Here is a 17,478-nt window from a genome sequence, read left to right on the forward strand (position 1 = left end):
CGGATTCGAGGACCCGCGTGTGAGTCCGGGCACGAATTCACGCGCGGGCTCGGACGCGGACTCAGATGTGGGCTCAGATATGGACGATGGGGCACGTCAGCGTACGCGTGATCCCCTCCACACCCTGGATCTGCGCCACCACGAGCTTCCCCAGCTCGTCGACGTTGCGGGCCTCGGCGCGCACGATCACGTCGTAGGGTCCCGTGACGTCCTCGGCCTGCGTGACACCTGAGATGCCGGAGATCGCCGAAGCCACGTTCGCGGCCTTGCCGACCTCGGTCTGGATGAGGATATAGGCCTGCACCATAACGACCTCCCGGGCGATTGGATCAGTGCCGAAGGGCCACCGTACCCTGTGATGAACAGGAGGTGTGTCATCACAGTCGGAGATCTCGGCGAATTCGGGGTTGTTGCACGTATTGCCGGACGTTTGCCACAAGGTAGGACCGTATTGCTCGGCCCCGGGGACGACGCCGCGGTGGTGAGCGCTCCCGACGGGCGGGTCGTCGTGACGACTGACCTGTTGATTGAGGGTAGGCACTTCCGGCGCGATTGGTCCAGTGGCTACGACATCGGCCGCAAGGCCGCGGCGCAGAACCTCTCCGACGTCGTGGCGATGGGGGCCGACCCCACCGGCCTCGTGGTCGGCCTCGGGATACCCGCCGACACCACCACCGGCTGGCTGGACGATCTCACCGACGGCTTCCGCGACGAGTGCGACCTCGTCGGAGCCAGCGTGGCGGGCGGTGACATCACCCGCAGCGACCTCGTCGTGATCGCCGTCACCGCCCTGGGCGACCTGGGTGGCCGGGCACCCGTCACGCGGTCGGGGGCCCGCCCGGGCGACGTGGTCGCCGTCGCGGGTCGCCTCGGGCACGCCGCCGCCGGGCTCGCGCTGCTCCGCGCGGGCCTGTCCGGGCCGGTGGAGCTGATCGACGCCCACCGCCGCCCGTGCCCGCCCTACGCGCGCGGCCCGGAGGCCGCCGGGCTCGGCGCGACGGCCATGCTCGACGTGAGCGACGGCCTGCTGCAGGACCTCGGTCATGTGGCCGCGGCGGCCGGAGTCGCGCTCGTCCTCGACCCGGAGGCGTTCACCCTCCCGCCGGCGATGCGAGAGGCCGCCCGGCTGCTCGGCGTCGATCCGCTGGAGTGGGTGTTCTCCGGCGGCGACGACCACGCGCTCGCCGCGACCTTCCCGGCCCACGTACGGCTCCCGGAGGGCTGGAACGTGGCGGGTCACGTCATTGAGGGGGAAGGCGTGCAGGTCAAGGGCCTTTCGCTCGACCGGGGAGGCTGGGACCACTTCCGGGTGTGATCCTTACCACTTCCTGCGACATCTGTGAAAATTGCGACAAACGTTTACCTAACTGGTATGAAGATGGGCGGTCGAGATTCCCTTCGAGAAAGGGGCCATATGGGCCGCCACGGTGGAACCGGGGAAGAGGCTTCCCCGGACCGGGGTAAACGCGAGCCGGAGTTCGCTCCGGAACCAGGTCGGGGGGACGAGCCGATCGGGCGCCGACTCCGTCCCGAGGAGTCGGTGACCACCGAGACCCGGACGGGTTTCCTGGGGTCGGGATGGAGCTCGGAGTCCGAGCCGTCCGGCTCGTCCAAGGAGTCCACCCCGTTCGATCCGTGGCCCGAGGACGAGGAGCGGCCCGGCGGGCGGATCAGGAAGACGGTGCTGATCGTCGCCGCGGTGGCCGTGGTGCTCGGCGGGACCGTGGTCGGCGTCCGGGCCCTGGCCGGCTCCGGGAGCCCCGCCGACTGCCCGCCCGCCGGTTGCGTCGCGGCGGCGTCGAACCAGCCGGTGCCGGAGACCGACACCGCCGACGAGCCCGCGGTGGAGGAGCCCTTGGAGGAGCCGGCGCCGGACGACGAGCCCTCGGAGACGGGCGACGAGACGCCGCGGCCGGGTGACGAGAGGACGAGGTCCACCCCGGCCCCCGACCGCACCTCCACCCGTGGCGGAGGCGAGGGCACCTCCACCCCCCGGCCCACACCGACGCGGAAGGCCACCCGCGCGCCGGCGGACACCGACGACTCGTCGTCTTCCGAGGAGTCCGCCGACGAGCCCGAGCCCGGTTCCACCCCCGATGCCCCCCAGCCCCTCGTCGCCGGTGACCGTACGCCGGCTCCCGAGCAGTCCCCGAGCAGCGCCGGGCCCGACCCCGTGCCCAGCGAGACGGCCTCCAGTGCGGCCCCGCTCGCCGGGGGTGCCGCGATCACGGTCGGCGCGGACATCGTGAGGGAGAGATCGCGCACCTACACCGTCGAGCTCGTGGTCGCCGCGAACGAGAGCGTCGAGCGGCTCAAGGTGAGCGTGCCGGTCAGCGGGGAGGTCACCTCGGTGAGCGGAGCCGACTGGGAGCAGGTCGGCGACAGCCTGCTGATCGAGTCACCGGAGGGTCTGGGGGCCGACGAGGAGCTTGTCGTCACCTTCACCGCGAGCGGTGACGCGGAGATCCCGCAGAGCTGCCAGAGCGACCAGGGAGAGTGCGCCGTCGCCTGACCCGGTGCGCCGCCCGCCCCGGCGCTTCGCGGGCCGGAGCGGGGCTGGTTGGATGGGGAACATGACCGTTTCGACCCCCCCTCGCGTGCTGACCGTCGCCGGCTCCGACTCCGGAGGCGGTGCGGGAATCCAGGCCGACCTGAAGACCATGCTCGCCCTCGGCGTGCACGGCATGAGTGTGATCGCCGCGGTGACCGCCCAGAACTCGGTCGGCGTGCAGGGCTACTGGGAGCTTCCCCCGGAGGCGGTACGGGCCCAGCTCGACTCGGTGCTCGGTGACATCGGGGCCCAGGCGGTCAAGACCGGCATGCTCGCCTCACCGGTACTGGTGGAGACGGTGGCCGAGGTCCTGGCGGGGCTGGACGTGCCCGTCGTGGTCGATCCCGTCGGGGTCTCCAAGCACGGCGACGCGCTCCTCGCGCCCGAGGCGGTGGAGACGGTGAAGACGCGCCTGCTGCCCACCGCCACGGTGGTCACCCCCAATCTGTGGGAGGTCCTGCAGCTCACCGGGGTGAAGGTCGAGGACGAGCCCGACCTGCGCCGGGCCGCCGACGCGATCCTGGAGCTCGGGCCCGCGTGGGCGCTCGTCAAGGGGGGTCACCTGCCGGGTGCGCCGGTCGACCTGCTGACCGACGGCACGCGCGAGTTCCGTTTCACCGCGGAGCGCCACGACAACCGGCACACCCACGGCACGGGCTGCACCCTGGCCTCCGCGATCGCCTCCCACCTCGCCCTCGGCGAGGACGTCCCGCCCGCCGTGGAGAAGGCGAAGGCGTACGTCACCGGCGCGATCGCACACGGCTTCCCCCTGGGGGCGGGCATCGGCCCCGTCGACCACGCCTGGCGCCTGCGCGTCTCCTGAGCGGGACGTTCTCCTGAGCCGCGTCTCCTGAGCGGGACGGTTTCTTGAACGGGACCGGGACGGAGACCCGCCGGGAAACGGCGAAGCCCGCCGCCCCATCGCGTGGGACGGCGGGCTTCGCGGAGGTCTGGCTAGCGGGTGACCTTGCCGGCCTTGATGCAGGAGGTGCACACGTTCAGCCGCTTCGGCGTGCCGTTCACCACTGCGCGCACGGGCTGGATGTTCGGGTTCCAGCGGCGGCGGGTGCGGCGGTGCGAGTGGGAGACGTTGTTGCCGAAGGTCGGCTTCTTAGCGCAAACGTCGCAGACGGAAGCCACGGTTCGCTCCTTATATCAGTCGAGAGGCTCGATCCGCCGCACTGGCGGCGGTCATCGGGCACGCCGGGACGACCGGCTGGCCACACGAGGATATCCGATGTCCGGCCCTGCACGCGAACGCGAGCCGCCGTGAACGGTCGAACGGGGATAATCTCCGGAGGCAACCGTAGCGCATTCCGGGACACGCCACGGCGGGTCTCGCCGGAGAGCCGGGCGGGGCAGTGGAGCCGAGAGCGGATCGGGAGACGCCCGGAGCCCGGTGAGGGCGTCCGGCGGGCGCGAGCAGGAGCCGGGGAGCAGGAGGGCAGGAATGCTGCAGGTTCTCGACCCGCTCGCGGTGCGCAGATGGTCGCGGCTGGCCGCCGAGACGCTCGGAAGGGCGCGCGAGGAGATCGACGCGCTCAACGTCTTTCCCGTGCCCGACGGCGACACCGGCACCAACCTGCACCTGACCATGCTCTCCGCCGCCGAGGCGCTCGACGGGCTGCCCGACGACGCCGGGGCCGAGGCCACCTGGCGGGCGTTCGCGCAGGGGGCGCTGCTCGGCGCCCGCGGCAACTCGGGGGTGATCGTCAGCCAGGCGCTGCGCGGCCTCGCCGAGGTGCTCAGGGAGGCCGAGGGGCACGGCGCCGACCTCGGACGAGGCCTGGTCAGAGCCGCCGAGCTGGCCCGCGCCGCGGTGTCCAGACCGGTCGAGGGCACGATCCTGAGCGTCCTGGCGGCCGTGGCCGCGGCGGTCCGCGACGGGCGGGAGGATCTCGCCTCGGTCGCGAGGAGGGCGGCGGGGGAGGCGCGCTCCGCGCTCCGCCGCACCACGGGGCAGCTCGACGTGCTGGCCCGCGGCGGGGTGGTCGACGCGGGCGGGGCGGGCCTGACGATCATCCTGGAGAGCCTCGCCGCCGTCGTCACCGATTCCTACACCGGCAGGGTGGACATCCCCGCCCCGGCGCACCGGATCGTCCCGGAGACCCCCCGGGAAGCCCGGGAGGGCGGAGAGGGGCCCGGCTACGAGGTCATGTACCTGCTGGACGCCGGAGAGGAAGAGGTCGCCGCACTGCGGGAGGAGCTCGACGCGCTCGGCGACTCGCTGGTGGTCGTGGGCGGGGACGGCCTGTGGAACGTCCACGTCCATGTGGACGACGCGGGCGCGGCGATCGAGGCGGCGATGAGGCGGGGCCGCCCTCACCGGATCAAGGTGACGTATCTGGTCGCCTCGGGCAGGACCCATCCGGTCGCGCGGGGGAGGGGCGTGGTGGCCGTGGCCGCGGGGCCCGCGCTGGCGGCGGTGTTCGAGGAGGCGGGAGCCGTGGTCGTCCGGCGCGAGCCCGGCTCCAGCCCTCCGCTGGCGGCGGTGCTCGCCGCCGTCCGCGAGGCCGGGTCCGAGGTCGTGGTCCTGCCCAACGACAGCGACACGCGCGAGGTCGCGGCCGCCGCCGCGGAGATCGCGAGGGAGGAGGGCCTGGTGGTCGGCGTCCTCCCGACCAGGGCCTCGGTGCAGGGCCTGTCGGCGCTGGCCGTCCACGACCCGCTGCGCCGCTTCGACGACGACGTGGTCGCCATGACCGAGGCCGCCGCGCACACCCGCCACGGGCACGTGTGGGTGGCCGACCGCGAGGTCATGACGAGCGCGGGCCTGACCGCCCCCGGCGACGTCCTGGGGGTGGTCGACGGTGACGCCGCGCTGATCGGCACGGATCTGGAGGCGACCGCGCTGGAGGTCGTACGCCGCATGGTCTCCTCCAGCAGCGAGCTGGTGACCCTCCTGGAGGGCGCCGACGCCCCCGAGGGGCTCGCACGCGCCGTACAGGACCATCTGGCCGGGACCAGGCCGGACGTCGAGGTGGTCCGGTACGAGGGCGGGCAGGGCGGCTATCCGCTGCTGATCGGGGTGGAATGAGCCGGTGCCGGACGGCCGGGTGAGCCGCGGTGGGTGAATTCTGTCGCCTGGGCACGGTAGAAAACGGGGGTGACGAGCTTCGACGAGCCGCTGGCGAAGGCGCTTGACCCCAAGACGGCCAAGCTGCTGGAGAGCGTTCTCGACCTGCGCACCGTCGGCGACCTGCTGCGGCACTACCCGCGGCGCTACGCCGAGCGGGGCGAGCTGACCGATCTCGACGACCTGCGGGTCGACGACCACGTCACCGTGGTGGGCGAGGTCACCAGGGCGATGCGCAGGCCGATGCGCAACAAGGGCGGCACCTGGCTGGAGGTCGAGGTCGTCGACGCCCGGGGCAGCAAGATCTACCTGTCGTTCTTCGGGAAGACGTCCCACATCGCGGAGACGCGGCTGAAGCCGGGCAGGCGCGGCATGTTCGCCGGGAAGGTCGGCGCCTTCGGCCAGGGCGAGAAACGCAAGTGGCAGCTCTCCCACCCCGAGTTCGAGATGATCGAGGAGAGCGAGACGGGCGCCGAGGAGTTCGCCGCCGCGCTCGTGCCGATCTACCCGGCGGGCAAGGACGTGACGCCCTGGGCGATCCGCAGGGCGCTGGGCGTCGTCCTCGACACGATGGGCGAGCTCGACGACTCCCTCCCCGCGGAGCTGCGCGCCCGCCACCGGCTTCCCGGCCTGTCGGAGGCGCTGCTGGCGATCCACCGCCCGCGCGACCACGCCGACGTGGCCAGGGCGCGCAAGCGGCTCAGGTTCGATGAGGCGTTCCTGCTCCAGGCGGTGCTGCTGCAGCGCCGGATGGCCGCGGCCTCCTGGCCCGCCACGCCCCGGCCCGCGATCTCCGGCGGGCTGCTCGCCGACTTCGACGGGCGGCTGCCGTTCGAGCTCACCGAGGGCCAGCGCGACGTGGGCGAGGAGATCGCGGCGGACCTGGCGCTGCCCCACCCCATGCACCGGCTGCTCCAAGGCGAGGTCGGCGCGGGCAAGACCGTCGTCGCGCTGCGGGCGATGCTCCAGGTGGTCGACGCCGGGGGGCAGGCCGTGCTGCTGGCACCCACCGAGGTGCTCGCCCAGCAGCACCACCGGTCGATCTCGGCCATGCTCGGGGACCTGGCCGCCGGCGGCATGTTCGGCGGCACCGCGGTCGCCCTGCTGACCGGCTCGCTGGGCGCCGCGGCCCGCCGCTCGGCCATGCTCGACGCGGCCTCGGGCGCGGCGGGCATCGTCGTCGGCACCCACGCTGTCCTGCAGGAACGCGTCCAGTTCGCCGACCTCGGCCTGGTCGTGGTCGACGAGCAGCACCGGTTCGGCGTCGAGCAGCGCGACGCGCTCCGCGAGAAGGCCGGGGGCGGTCGTCCGCACGTGCTCGTCATGACCGCCACGCCCATCCCCCGCACCGTCGCCATGACGGTCTTCGGCGACCTCACGGTCTCCACGCTCTCCCAGCTGCCCTCGGGCCGTGCCCCGATCACCACGCACGTGGTCCCCGCCGCGGAGAAGCCGCACTTCCTCGACCGGGCCTGGACGCGGCTGCGCGAGGAGATCGAGCTGGGCCGCCAGGCCTACGTGGTGTGCCCGCGCATCGGTGACCTGGAGGGCGACGAGGGCGACATGTCGAAGGCCGACGACGAGCGCAGGCCGCCGCTGGCGGTGCTCGACGTGGCCGAGACGCTCGCGAAGGGGCCGCTGCACGGGCTCCGTACGGAGGTGCTCCACGGCAAGCTCCCGCCGGAGGAGAAGGAGGCGGTGATGAAGGCCTTCACCCGGGGAGAGATCGACGTGCTGGTGGCGACCACGGTCATCGAGGTCGGCGTCGACGTCCCCAACTCCTCGGTCATGGTCATCATGGACGCCGACCGGTTCGGCGTCTCCCAGCTCCACCAGCTCCGTGGCCGGGTCGGGCGCGGCGGGCTGCCCGGACTGTGCCTGCTGGTGACCGACTCCCCGGGGGGCACGCCGGCGAGGGCGCGGCTCGACGCCGTGGCGGCCACCCTGGACGGCTTCGAGCTGTCCCGTGTCGACCTGGAGCAGCGCAGGGAGGGTGATGTGCTCGGTGTGGCCCAGTCGGGGCGCAGATCGTCACTGAAGATGCTCAGGCTCCTTCGCGACGAGGACGTCATCCACGCCGCGCGCCTGGACGCCGAGGCCATGCTGGAGGCCGACCCCGAGCTGGCGGGGCATCCCGTGCTCCGTGCGGAGATCGACAGGCTTCTCGCGGACGAGCGCGCCGAGTACCTGGAGAAGACCTGAGGGAACGAGGCCGTGGAGTGCCCGGCCGGACCGCCTGTCCGCGGTGCTCGGCGGGGATCTCGATCCCGGTGCCCAACTGCGGGGACGGCCTCCCCCCGAATGCCGTCCCCGCTTGGGCCCACTCCCGGGTCAGGTGCCGAGAGCACCGGCGTGCGGAAGGGCTCACGATCACGCCGGTCGGCCTCCCCCTGGGTCACTTGGAGGCCGCAGGAATCATCATGCAAGGGACCGGCACCGGACGGAACGACCCTTACGCTTTCGTCGCCACTCCTTGCCCACTCTTGACCTAGATCACCTACCAGGACCCTTTTGACCTGCGGTTATGTGATGCGTCGCGACACGCCGGTGCTGCGCACGGCGCCCTCGGGACGGGAGCGTGGACGGCGGCGGGACCGGCACCGAAACGGCACTGAGAGGATGGCCGGGTGAGCCGAGTCATCGCGGGAAGCGCAGGAGGGCGGCGGCTGGCCGTGCCGCCGGGACGGGGGACACGCCCCACCAGCGACCGGGCCAGGGAGGGGATCTTCTCCACCGTGGGGTCGCTGATCGGCCCGCTGGAAGGGTGCCGGGTGCTCGACCTCTACGCGGGTTCCGGGGCGCTCGGGCTCGAGGCGCTCTCCCGGGGTGCCGGCCACGCGCTTCTCGTGGAGTCGGACGCCAGGGCGATCCGGACGATCAGGCAGAACGTCGCCTCGCTGGGCCTTCCGGGGGCGGAGGTCGCCGCCGACAGGGTGGAGCGGCTGCTGGCCAGAGGTCCCGGGGGCGCCGGAAACGCCCAGGGCACCGAGAGCGTCGAGAGCGCAGGGAGCGTGGGGAGGCCGTACGACCTCGTCCTCGCCGACCCGCCGTACGCGCTGGGCGCCGAGGAGGTGGAGACGGTGCTCGGGCTGCTGCGCGACCGGGGCTGGCTGGCCGAGGACGCGCTGGTCGCCGTGGAGCGGGAGAGCAGGGGGAAGGATCTGGTCTGGCCCTCTGGGTACGAAGAGGAGAGGGTCCGTCGTTACGGCGAAGCGTCCGTTTGGTACGGTCGCGCCTCCGGGAATCCTTAGAGCAGGGGGTCCACCTTGCGTCGCGTTGTCTGTCCGGGATCGTTCGATCCCGTCACGAACGGTCATCTGGACATCATCGGCCGGGCTTCCCGGCAGTACGACGAGGTCGTCGTGGCCGTACTGATCAATATCGAGAAGAAGAGCCTGTTCACGGTGGAGGAGCGCATCCAGACGCTCCAGACGGTCACCAAGGAGTACGGGAACGTCCGCGTGGACAAGTTCCACGGCCTCCTGGTCGACTACTGCAGGCAGCAGGAGATCCCCGCCATCGTGAAGGGCCTGCGCGCGGTCAGCGACTTCGACTACGAGCTCCAGATGGCGCAGCTCAACTACCGGATGTCCGGGGTGGAGACCCTGTTCATGGCCACCGGCCCCGAGGTCTCCTTCCTGTCGTCCAGCCGGATCAAGGAGATCGTCAAGTACGGCGGGAACGTGGCCGGGCTGGTACCTGATCTTGTGCAGGAACTCCTGGTCGAACGGCTCAGGGGCTAGGCCCTGCTATTCTCTTATTTCGGCCTTGCACGACGGCGATGATGCGCCATGCCTAATGAGAGCGGAATGACTCAGCACCTTGACCCCCGAGCCCCATGGGTGATCTCGACCCATGACCTGGGGCGGCGACCAGGGTCGATGCGCAGGATGAATCTCGTTCTCCCGGCACCGGCGGACATCGGCGTCGACATGATCGGCGTCCCCAAGGACGCCGACGTCGAGCTGGACATCCGGCTTGAGGCGGTCATGGAGGGTGTGCTCGTCACGGGCACTGCGCAAGCCCCGCTGCGGGGGGAGTGCGCACGCTGCCTGGAACCGGTCATCTCACGAACCGAGGTGGACTTCCAGGAGCTGTTCTTCTACTCGGCAGAGGATGCTGCCGAGAGTGACTCGCTTCTCGACGGTGAGCTTCTCGACCTCGAACCCGTGTTTCGCGACGCGGTGGTGCTCACACTGCCGTTGAGCCCGGTCTGCAGCGAAGACTGCACCGGGCTCTGCGTGGAGTGCGGGGTCAGGCTGGCCGATGCCGAGCCTGACCACGGCCACGAGGTTGTCGACGCCCGCTGGGCGAAGCTGCAAGGTCTGATTCCGGAACATAACAACGATCAGGAGAGCTGACGTGGCTGTCCCCAAGCGCAAGATGTCGCGGAGCAATACTCGCTCCCGCAGGTCGCAGTGGAAGGCCGCCGCGGTTTCGCTCGTGAGCTGCCCCCAGTGCCGCTCGCCGAAGCGTCCGCACGTGGCGTGTCCGACCTGCGGCACTTACAACCGCCGTCAGGTGATCGAGCCCTCCGCCTGATCGCATTCTGACCGACGGATGCCGGCCGGGTCCTCCACGGGCCCCGGTCGGCGTCACCGTCTGCACCCCCTGCGATGGCGGTCCGCCCGCGGCTGTGGTGGACGCCGGGGTTCGCGGTAGAACGCGTGCCCTCCCGGCGCCCACCACATCTTCGGGCATCTCTCGTTCCTTCCTTCGCCATCGCGCATTCGCTGAGAGAACGTGCGAGGAGAAGCCGTGGGTACGAGCGTCAAGCCTGTCGCCGTCGAGTTCGTCAAGGAAGAGCTGGAGCGCCTCCTTCTGGTGCGCCTTGACGTCGCCATCCTGGAGCGGGCGCTGACGCACCGCTCCTACGCGTACGAGAACGGCGGCCTGCCGACCAACGAGCGCCTGGAGTTCCTCGGCGACTCGGTGCTCGGCCTGGTCGTCACCGACACCCTCTACCGCAACCACCCGGACCTGCCCGAGGGGCAGCTGGCCAAGCTCAGGGCCGCGGTGGTCAACATGCGCGCCCTCGCCGACGTGGCCCGCTCGCTGGGCCTGGGCCGCTTCCTGCGGCTCGGCCGGGGCGAGGAGGGTACGGGGGGTCGCGACAAGTCCTCGATCCTCGCCGACACCCTCGAGGCGCTCATCGGCGCGGTCTACGTCAACAGGGGCCTGGACGAGGCGTTCCGCGTCGTCCACCTGCTCTTCGACCCGCTCATCACCCGGTCCGCCTCGCTCGGCGCCGGACTCGACTGGAAGACCTCCCTGCAGGAGCTCACCGCGTCCGAGTCGCTCGGCGTGCCCGAATACCATGTCGAGGAGAGCGGCCCCGACCACGCCAAGTCCTTCACCGCGGTCGTCCGCGTCGGCGGCGAGGCGTACGGCTCGGGGTCCGGACGCTCGAAGAAGGAGGCCGAGCAGCAGGCCGCCGAGGCCGCCTGGAACCGCATCCGCGAGGACCGCGAGAGGCGCGAGGCCAGCTGACCGGCCGGCCGAGTCGCCCGAGGAGGGACGCATGCCCGAGTTGCCGGAGGTCGAGGTGGTACGCCGCGGCCTGGAGCGGTGGGTCTCCGGCCGGGTCGTCGCCCGCGCCGAGGTGCTCCACCCGAGGGCGATCAGGCGGCACGTCCCCGGCGCCGTGGAGTTCTCCGCCCGCATGGAGGGCCGCACGGTCGGTCCCGCCGAGCGCAGGGGCAAATACCTCTGGCTGCCCCTGGGCGGCTCCGACGCGATCCTGGCGCACCTCGGGATGAGCGGCCAGCTGCTGGTCGTGGAGCCGGACTCGGCGCCGGAGAGGCACCTGCGGGTCCGGATCGGCTTCACCGACGGCGGTCCCGAGCTGCGCTTCGTCGACCAGCGGACCTTCGGCCACGTGCTGGTGACCGGCATGACACAGGCCGGTGGCCGCGCGGTGCCCGAGCCGATCGCGCACATCGCCGCCGACCCGTTCGAGAAGAACTTCGACGACGACGGCTTCGCCCACCGGCTGCGCGCCCGCCAGACCGAGGTCAAGCGGGCGCTCCTGGACCAGTCGCTGATCAGCGGTGTCGGCAACATCTACGCCGACGAGGCCCTCTGGCGGGCCGGGCTGCACGGCGCCCGCCCCACCGCGACGCTGACCCGGCCGAAGGTGGTCGAGCTGCTGGCCGCGGCCCGGGAGGTGATGTCCGCCGCCCTGTCCGAGGGCGGCACATCCTTCGACAGTCTTTACGTGAATGTCAATGGCGAGAGCGGTTACTTCGACCGTTCCCTCGCGGTTTACGGCCGGCGCGACGAGCCCTGCCCCCGGTGCGGCACCCCGATCGTCCGCGAGTCGTTCATGAACCGTTCCTCCTACAGCTGCCCCCGCTGCCAGCCCAGGCCGAGAAGGGACGTGGCATGACGGACGTACGGCTGACGGCCTGGGTCAGGGGACACGTGCAGGGCGTGGGTTTCCGCTGGTGGACGCGGGCCAGGGCGCTCGAACTCGGCCTGACCGGCTGGGCGCGCAACACCGGCGACGGCCGGGTGGAGGTGGTCGCGCAGGGCCCCGAGAAGTCGTGCGCGATGCTGCTCGACCTGCTCAGGGGCGGGAGCACGCCCGGACGGGTCGACGGGGTCGTCGAACGCTGGAGCGAGACCAAAGACGGCCTCCAGGGTTTTGTCGAGCGCTGACCGCTTCCCTAAACCGCCCAAAATAAGGTATAGTTGACCGTCGAGAGTGCCTGCTGGTGCATCCACCCGGAGCGTTCAACTTGACCGTCTCCCTCACCGGTGCGACTCTTGATAAAGAACCACGCGCACCCCTCCCGCGGTAAAGAAGTGCGCGAACCAGTCTGGTCACTCAGCGTGGAGGACCCTTTACTATGGCGAAGGCTCTACTCGGCCACGTCGGCGGTCCCGACCCTCGTATGGTCTCGGAAATGCGTCGCCTCCAGCAGCGCATCCGTGATCTCGAGGGAGAGCTCACCCGGCTCCAGGCCCAGAACGACGAACTCGCGGCCGGCACCCGCGACGAGGAGTTCAACCGTCTGCAGGATCGTGAGCCGGCCCTCACCTAACGGGGCCGGGGCGGAACACACTGTCCAGGGACGCCTCGTAGGGGCGTCCCTTGTCATATCGCTACGCACGTCACAACCGTCACGTGCGTCCTATATGCCGTGCCAGGAAGGCCAGCTGCTCGGGTAACACCCTGCGGCGGTAGGCCGTGTCCTGGCACCCTTCGGTAATCCCTCCTTCGGCCGTGGCGCCCAGGGCCTTCAGCCCCTTCAGCATGGTCTGGGTCTGCCTGGCCCACGCGTCCCGCTCGCCGCACCCCAGCCAGACCGGGATGTCCACGAGCTCGCGCAGCGGCGCCTGGGCCGCGCTCACCGTGGGCGACGCCGCGACGACCGCCCCCACCTGCTCGGGGCCCAGCTCCGCGGCGAGCCTCAGTGCCCCGGCGCCCCCGGCGGACCAGCCCATCAGCCCGATCTTCGCGGTGTCCATCCCGTTCGTGTTCAGGTACGGCAGCAGCGTGCCCGGGATGTCGGCGGAGGGCCAGTCGTCGATGGAGGCCAGGGCGAAGCGCCCGCCTCCCGCGGCCAGATAGCGGTCGATCGCGTAGACGTCGAACGGCGTGCGCGCGTCACCGGCGGCGCCGTGAAGCATGATCACCACGGGGAGCCCGTCCCCCGCCCCCGGCGGCAGCCCGACGATCACGCGTCGCCGGTCGACCCGGCTCCGCTGGAGCGTTCCAGGCGAGGTCACCGGAGGCTCGGGGACCGCGCCGCAGACGATCTGGGCGTACGCGTCCCGGAAGCCCTCCGGCCCGGCCGCCAGGGCGGCGCCACCGAGGCCGAGCGCGGCGAGCCCGCCGCCCACGAGGAAGGCGCGCCGCCTGAGGTGACCCCTGCCGCCCGATGGGTGTGATGGAGCCTCGCCCCCACCGCGTTCCGCGTCCATGCAGGGCACCATAGGCGGTGCGCGGGCGGGCGCGGGTGAAGAACGGTAGTCTTCCCGCGTGACCGAAGCCGTGGGCTGACCGTGGGCTGACAAGGCAAGACGCGTTCACCGGCGCCCGGGACACGGCGTGCGACACGCCGGCCGGCGCGGCCGCGCCGCGAATGGGGGGTTTCGTTGTATCTCAAGACCCTTACCCTGCGCGGGTTCAAATCCTTCGCCTCCGCCACCACGCTCCGGTTCGAACCGGGCATCACCGCCGTCGTCGGCCCCAACGGATCCGGCAAGTCCAACGTGGTCGACGCCCTGGCCTGGGTGATGGGCGAGCACAGCGCCAAGTCGCTGCGCGGCGGCAAGATGGAGGACGTCATCTTCGCCGGCACCTCCTCGCGGGCCCCGCTGGGACGCGCCGAGGTCACGCTGACCATCGACAACACCGACGGCATGCTCCCGATCGACTACACCGAGGTGACGATCAGCCGCCTGATGTTCCGGGCGGGCCAGAGCGAGTACGCCATCAACGGTGACATCTGCCGCCTGCTCGACATCCAGGAGCTGCTGTCCGACTCCGGCATCGGCCGCGAGATGCACGTCATCGTCGGGCAGGGCCAGCTCGACCAGGTGCTGCACGCGGGGCCCGAGGAGCGCAGGGCGTTCATCGAGGAGGCCGCGGGCGTCCTGAAGCACCGCAAGCGCAAGGAGAAGGCGCTGCGGAAGCTCGACGCCATGCAGGCCAACATGACCCGGGTCCAGGACCTCACCACCGAGCTGCGCCGCCAGCTCAAGCCGTTGGGCCGCCAGGCCGAGATCGCCCGCAAGGCCGCCGTCATCCAGGCCGACCTGCGCGACGCCAGGCTCCGGCTGCTCGCCGACGACGTGCTCACCCTGCGGACCACCCTGGAACGGGAGATGGCCGACGAGGCCGCCGTCCTCACCCGCCGCGCCGCGGTGGAGGTCGAGCTGGAGCAGGGCCAGGTCGCCGAGTCCGAGTTGGAGGCCGCCGAGGCCGAGGCCCAGCCGCGCCTGGCCGCCGCCCAGGAGGCGTTCTTCCGCCTCTCCTCCCTCCGCGAGCGCCTCAGGGGTCTGGCCGGGCTCGCCGCCGAGCGGCACCGGAACGCCACCGACACCGCCGTGGAGCGGCGCGGGCGCGACCCCGAGGACTTCGAGCGCGAGGCCGAGGAGGTCCGAGAGCAGGAGCGGGTCCTGGCCGAGCTGCTCGAGGGGGAGCGGGAGTCGCTCGCCGGAGCGGTGGCCCGGCGCGCCGAGACCGAGGCCGCGCTCGCCGCCGAGGAGCGGAGGCTGGCCGCGGAGGCGAGGGCCGCCGCGGACCGGCGCGAGGGCCTGGCCAGGCTGAGGGGCCAGGTCGGCGCCGCGCGCAGCCGGGCGGGGGCCGCCGAGGAGGAGATCGGCAGGCTGCGGCGTTCGCTGGAGGAGGCCGAGCAGCGCGCCGAGGAGGCCCAGGCCGAACACGACGGCCAGGAGCGTGCCGAGCCGTCCGCCGACCCCGCCCTCGCCGAGGAGCTGGAGATCGCCCTGGAGACGGTCGAGCAGGCCCGGGAGTCCGTCGAGCTGGCCAGGGCCGGGGTCGAGGAGGCCAAGGCGGCCGTCGCGGGCCCGAACTCCGCGCTCGGCTCCGCCAGGGCCGCCCTCGCCGCCGCCCGCAAGACCGACCAGCAGGCGCAGCGTCAGGTGGCCGCCCTCGAGGCCAGGTTCGAGGCGCTGGAGATGGGCCTGGCCGGTGGTGCCGCCGGCGCCGCCGCGCTGCTCGCCGCCGACCTGGCCGGGGTGCTCGGCCCGGTGGCGACCATGCTGTCCGTGCGGCCCGGTGCCGAGGTGGCCGTCGCGGCCGTGCTCGGGGCCGCCGCGGAGGCCGTCGCCGTGGAGTCGCTGCAGAGCGCCGCCGACGCGATCGAGTTCCTCAGGGGCCACGACGGCGGCCACGCCACCCTCGTCATCGCCTCGGCCGAGGCGGGGGCGGGCTCTCCGGGCCCGGTGCCGCTGGCCGGAGCCGAGTGGGCGATCGACCTGGTCACGGTCTCCGCCGAGCTGCGGGCCGCCGCCACCCATCTGCTCGCGAACGTGCTGGTCGTGGACGATCTCGCGACCGCGAGGAAGGCGGTCGAGCAGCGCCCCGCGCTGCGGGCCGTCACCCGGTCCGGCGACCTTCTGGGCACCCACACCGCCGGGGGAGGTTCGGCGGGCGGCACCTCCGCGCTCCAGATGCGGGCCGCCCTCGACGAGGCCGCCGCGGATCTGGCCGAGGCCAGGATCGCCGCCGAGCTGGCGGGAACGGAGCTGGAGGAGACCGCCGAGGCCGAGGCGGAGGCGCAGCTCGCGGTCGAGTCCGCCCAGGCGCGGGTCGCCGAGGCCCAGACGGGCGTGCAGAACGCGCAGGCCGGGGTCAACGCGGCACAGGCCGCCCTGGACCGGGTCAGGGCGAGGCAGCGTGACGCCGACCAGCAGGTCGCCGCGGTGGCCAAGCGGCTCGCCCGGCTGGGCGCCGCCGCCAAGGCGGCCCGCGACGAGTGTGAGCGCCTGGCCAGGGGCGTACGGGCCGCCGAGGAGGCGCGCGACCGCGACGCGGCCGGTCTCGCCGAGCTGGAGGAGCGGCTCGCCGCGGCCGTCGGCTCCGAGGAGCTGGAGACCGAGCCCACCACCGATCTTCGCGACGAGCTCGCCGAGATCTGCGCGGCGGCCAGACAGGACGAGATGGAGGTCCGCCTCGCCGTGCGGACGGCGGAGGAGCGGGTCAGGGGCATCGAGGGCCGGGCCGACGAGTTGACGCGCGCCGCCGAGCGCGAGCGCGAGGAGCGTTCCAGGGCGGCCGAGCGCCGCGAGTGGCGGCGCAGGCAGGCCCGGACGGCCCAGGCGGTCGTCCAGGGCGCCGAGCTGGCGCTGCGCGCGCTGGAGACCTCCCTGGGGGCCGCCGCCGGCGAGCGCGACGAGGCCGACCGGGCGCGCGGGCAGATCGACGCCTCTCTCAAGGCCGTCAGGATCCGTGTCCGGGAACTCTCCGGCGAGCTGGACAAGCTGGTCAACCGGGCGCACGGCAGCGAGGTGGCCCGTACCGAGCAGCGGCTCCGGTTGGAGCAGCTGGAGGGCCGGGCGGTGGAGGAGTACGGCGTCGAGGCCGACACCCTCATCGCCGAGTACGGCCCCGGCGAGCCGATCCCGACGGCCGACGGAGACCCCGTCCCCTACGACCGTGACGAGCAGCTCAAGCGGGCCAGGGCGGCCGACCGCCAGATGGCCCAGCTCGGCAAGGTCAACCCGCTCGCGCTCGAGGAGTTCGCGGCGCTCGAGGAGCGGCACTCGTTCCTCACCTCGCAGCTGGAGGACCTCAAGAAGACCCGCCGTGACCTGCTGCTGGTGGTCAAGGAGGTCGACGACCGGGTCGAGCAGGTCTTCGGCGCCGCCTTCGCGGACGTGGCCCGCGAGTTCGAGACGATCTTCACCCGGGTGTTCCCCGGCGGCGAGGGCAGGCTGCTGCTCACCGACCCGGAGAACATGCTGACCACCGGCGTCGAGGTCGAGGCCCGGCCGCCGGGCAAGAAGGTCAAGCGCCTGTCGCTGCTGTCGGGCGGCGAGCGGTCGCTGACCGCGGTGGCGTTCCTCGTGTCCATCTTCAAGGCGCGCCCCTCGCCGTTCTACGTGATGGACGAGGTCGAGGCCGCGCTGGACGACACCAACACCCAGCGCCTGCTCACGCTCTTCGAGGAGCTCCGGCAGACCTCGCAGATCATCATCATCACCCACCAGAAGCGCACCATGGAGATCGCCGACGCCCTGTACGGCGTGTCGATGCGCGGGGACGGCGTCACCCAGGTCATCAGCCAGCGCCTGAGGGAACACGAGTCCGTCTGAGCCGTCGAGGGGGCCGGGGACCCCGGGGGTTCGGGATCCGCGCCGCTTTCGGGGGGAGGCG

Annotated in this window: 17 protein-coding genes; 14 read left to right on the forward strand and 3 right to left on the reverse strand. The window is 72.2% G+C overall.

The window, feature by feature from the left end:
• Positions 1-73 precede the first annotated feature (73 nt).
• Positions 74-307, reverse strand: a complete 234-nt coding sequence (locus ACVCAG_RS04235) for an Lrp/AsnC family transcriptional regulator (RefSeq protein ID WP_344749082.1) — start codon at positions 305-307, stop codon at positions 74-76.
• A gap of 51 nt (positions 308-358) precedes the next feature.
• On the opposite strand from ACVCAG_RS04235, the gene ACVCAG_RS04240 reads away from it, so the two are divergent.
• The 3 genes from ACVCAG_RS04240 (at position 359) to thiD (ending at position 3,374) form a co-directional block, all read left to right on the forward strand.
• Positions 359-1,315, forward strand: coding sequence for a thiamine-phosphate kinase (locus ACVCAG_RS04240; RefSeq protein ID WP_440084608.1), 957 nt, complete (start codon positions 359-361; stop codon positions 1,313-1,315).
• A gap of 225 nt (positions 1,316-1,540) precedes the next feature.
• A complete protein-coding gene (locus ACVCAG_RS04245) occupies positions 1,541-2,512 on the forward strand; it encodes a hypothetical protein (protein ID WP_440084609.1) in 972 nt (323 codons plus the stop codon).
• A gap of 52 nt (positions 2,513-2,564) precedes the next feature.
• The gene (thiD, locus tag ACVCAG_RS04250) at positions 2,565-3,374 is read left to right on the forward strand and encodes a bifunctional hydroxymethylpyrimidine kinase/phosphomethylpyrimidine kinase (RefSeq protein ID WP_440084610.1); all 810 of its coding nucleotides are present in this window, start codon (positions 2,565-2,567) and stop codon (positions 3,372-3,374) included.
• A 131-nt stretch (positions 3,375-3,505) separates the two neighbouring features.
• Here thiD and rpmB read toward each other — a convergent pair whose 3' ends face one another.
• Positions 3,506-3,691, reverse strand: a complete 186-nt coding sequence (gene rpmB, locus ACVCAG_RS04255) for a 50S ribosomal protein L28 (protein ID WP_012894387.1) — start codon at positions 3,689-3,691, stop codon at positions 3,506-3,508.
• A gap of 310 nt (positions 3,692-4,001) precedes the next feature.
• Here rpmB and ACVCAG_RS04260 point away from each other — a divergent pair, with 310 nt between their 5' ends.
• The 10 genes from ACVCAG_RS04260 (at position 4,002) to ACVCAG_RS04305 (ending at position 12,673) form a co-directional block, all read left to right on the forward strand.
• Entirely contained in the window at positions 4,002-5,588 is a 1,587-nt protein-coding gene (locus tag ACVCAG_RS04260) for a DAK2 domain-containing protein (RefSeq protein ID WP_440084611.1), read from the forward strand.
• A 69-nt stretch (positions 5,589-5,657) separates the two neighbouring features.
• The gene (recG, locus tag ACVCAG_RS04265) at positions 5,658-7,829 is read left to right on the forward strand and encodes an ATP-dependent DNA helicase RecG (RefSeq protein ID WP_440084612.1); all 2,172 of its coding nucleotides are present in this window, start codon (positions 5,658-5,660) and stop codon (positions 7,827-7,829) included.
• A gap of 425 nt (positions 7,830-8,254) precedes the next feature.
• Entirely contained in the window at positions 8,255-8,878 is a 624-nt protein-coding gene (rsmD, locus tag ACVCAG_RS04270) for a 16S rRNA (guanine(966)-N(2))-methyltransferase RsmD (RefSeq protein ID WP_447189470.1), read from the forward strand.
• Between the two features lie 15 nt (positions 8,879-8,893).
• Positions 8,894-9,370: a pantetheine-phosphate adenylyltransferase gene (coaD, locus tag ACVCAG_RS04275; RefSeq protein WP_329085210.1), complete on the forward strand. Its 477-nt coding sequence runs from the start codon at positions 8,894-8,896 to the stop codon at positions 9,368-9,370.
• A gap of 66 nt (positions 9,371-9,436) precedes the next feature.
• Positions 9,437-9,988, forward strand: a complete 552-nt coding sequence (locus ACVCAG_RS04280) for a YceD family protein (RefSeq protein ID WP_440084614.1) — start codon at positions 9,437-9,439, stop codon at positions 9,986-9,988.
• A 1-nt stretch (position 9,989) separates the two neighbouring features.
• Positions 9,990-10,169, forward strand: coding sequence for a 50S ribosomal protein L32 (gene rpmF, locus ACVCAG_RS04285; protein WP_012894381.1), 180 nt, complete (start codon positions 9,990-9,992; stop codon positions 10,167-10,169).
• 264 nt (positions 10,170-10,433) lie between these two features.
• On the forward strand, positions 10,434-11,117 hold the full coding sequence (rnc, locus tag ACVCAG_RS04290; RefSeq protein ID WP_329094214.1) for a ribonuclease III: 684 nt from the start codon (positions 10,434-10,436) through the stop codon (positions 11,115-11,117).
• Positions 11,118-11,148: 31 nt separating this feature from the next.
• The gene (mutM, locus tag ACVCAG_RS04295; RefSeq protein WP_440084615.1) at positions 11,149-12,015 is read left to right on the forward strand and encodes a bifunctional DNA-formamidopyrimidine glycosylase/DNA-(apurinic or apyrimidinic site) lyase; all 867 of its coding nucleotides are present in this window, start codon (positions 11,149-11,151) and stop codon (positions 12,013-12,015) included.
• A complete protein-coding gene (locus ACVCAG_RS04300; protein ID WP_440084616.1) occupies positions 12,012-12,287 on the forward strand; it encodes an acylphosphatase in 276 nt (91 codons plus the stop codon). The genes mutM and ACVCAG_RS04300 overlap by 4 nt, the downstream gene beginning before the upstream one ends.
• A gap of 191 nt (positions 12,288-12,478) precedes the next feature.
• Positions 12,479-12,673, forward strand: a complete 195-nt coding sequence (locus tag ACVCAG_RS04305) for a hypothetical protein (protein ID WP_344748163.1) — start codon at positions 12,479-12,481, stop codon at positions 12,671-12,673.
• 79 nt (positions 12,674-12,752) lie between these two features.
• Here ACVCAG_RS04305 and ACVCAG_RS04310 read toward each other — a convergent pair whose 3' ends face one another.
• Positions 12,753-13,556 carry an alpha/beta hydrolase-fold protein gene (locus ACVCAG_RS04310; protein WP_440084617.1) on the reverse strand — a complete coding sequence of 268 codons (804 nt, stop codon included), beginning with the start codon at positions 13,554-13,556 and terminating at the stop codon, positions 12,753-12,755.
• Between the two features lie 174 nt (positions 13,557-13,730).
• Between ACVCAG_RS04310 and smc the strand changes: the two genes are divergently transcribed.
• Positions 13,731-17,417: a chromosome segregation protein SMC gene (gene smc / locus ACVCAG_RS04315; RefSeq protein WP_440084618.1), complete on the forward strand. Its 3,687-nt coding sequence runs from the start codon at positions 13,731-13,733 to the stop codon at positions 17,415-17,417.
• The last annotated feature ends 61 nt before the right edge of the window (positions 17,418-17,478 follow it).

The sequence above is a fragment of the Streptosporangium sp. G12 genome (genome assembly GCF_052983175.1).